Source organism: Streptococcus pluranimalium (assembly GCF_047785745.1).
GTDB lineage: Bacteria > Bacillota > Bacilli > Lactobacillales > Streptococcaceae > Streptococcus > Streptococcus pluranimalium_B.
The window spans coordinates 1-1,558 of record NZ_JBLOJT010000180.1 but is presented as its reverse complement, the minus strand read 5'-3'; the positions used below and the strand labels follow the sequence as shown (position 1 = coordinate 1,558).

The 1,558-nt window shown below is 37.7% G+C and carries 1 protein-coding gene; it reads left to right on the top strand.

What is annotated here, in order from left to right; translation table 11 throughout:
* Positions 1–41 precede the first annotated feature (41 nt).
* Positions 42–1,385: a DEAD/DEAH box helicase gene (locus ACMZ6U_RS10305; protein ID WP_416108330.1), complete on the top strand. Its 1,344-nt coding sequence runs from the start codon at positions 42–44 to the stop codon at positions 1,383–1,385.
* The last annotated feature ends 173 nt before the right edge of the window (positions 1,386–1,558 follow it).

The window sequence follows — 1,558 nt, the reverse complement described above, 5'->3', positions numbered from 1 at the left end:
GCTTTTATTATGTTATAATAGTCATAAGAAAAGGAGGTCTTATGTCCTTTAAAGATTTTAATTTTAAAACCTATATCCAATCAGCCTTAGATGAGATTGGATTTAAAGAACCAACACCAGTACAACAAAAGTTAATTCCAGTCGTTCGCTCAGGTCGTGACCTGGTCGGAGAATCAAAAACAGGGTCTGGTAAGACCCATACTTTCTTGTTGCCCATTTTTGAAAAATTGAATGAAGAAAGAGCAGAAGTCCAAGTGGTTATCACAGCGCCAAGTCGCGAATTGGCTACTCAAATTTATCAGGCGACTAAGCAAATTGCGTCGCATTCTGACAAAGAAATCCGTGTCGTTAACTATGTAGGCGGAACGGATAAATTGCGTCAAATTGAACGCCTAAAATCAGCACAGCCTCATATCGTCATCGGTACGCCGGGCCGTGTTTATGATTTGGTTAAATCCGGTGACTTGGAAATTTACAAGGCCCACACCTTTGTCGTTGACGAAGCTGATATGACCATGGATATGGGATTTCTGGATACTGTTGATAAGATTGCAGCAAGTTTTTCAAAAGATATCCAAATGCTGGTCTTTTCAGCAACCATTCCGCAAAAATTACAGCCATTCCTTAAAAAATATTTGACCAATCCGGTGATGGAACAAATCAAGACAAGTACTGTCATTTCAGATACCATTGATAACTGGTTGATTTCAACAAAAGGTAAGGATAACAACACGCATATTTTGAAATTATCCAAAGTCATTAATCCTTATATGGCGATGATTTTTGTTAATACCAAAGAGCGTGCTGATGAGCTACATGCTTATCTTCTAGCCAATGGTCTAAAAGTAGCTAAAATCCACGGTGGTATTCCACCACGTGAACGTAAGCGTATCATGAATCAAGTTAAAAACTTAGATTTTGAATATATCGTGGCGACAGATTTGGCTGCACGTGGGATTGATATTGAAGGAGTCAGCCATGTGATTAACGATGCCATTCCGCAAGACTTGTCCTTCTTTGTTCATCGTGTTGGGCGTACAGGACGTAATGGATTATCTGGAATTGCTATCACCCTTTACCAACCAAGCGATGACACAGATATTCGTGAATTGGAAAAGATGGGTATTACTTTTAAAGCAAAAGTTTTAAAAGACGGTGGTATTCAAGATACTCACGATCGTGATCGTCGTAACCAACGTGAAAAATCTTATCAGAAACTAGATACTGAGATGATTGGTCTTGTTAAGAAGAAAAAGAAAAAAGTTAAGCCAGGCTACAAAAAGAAAATCCAGTGGGCTGTTGATGAAAAACGTAAAAAAGAACGTCGTGCTGCTAATAAGGCGCGCGGTCGTGCGGAACGCAAAGCTAAGAAACAAACCTTTTAATCACAATGTAAAAACTAGATTTCGGTCTAGTTTTTTTGTTCGAGCGACTTTTAATTTTTATAAGGCTTAATATAAAATAGCTATTAGTCAGGTGTCTAAAATGATGGTAGACTAAAGTCGTAGTTATTCATTAAAAGGAGAAGCTTATTAATTTAAAAAAGATTGCTATTTTA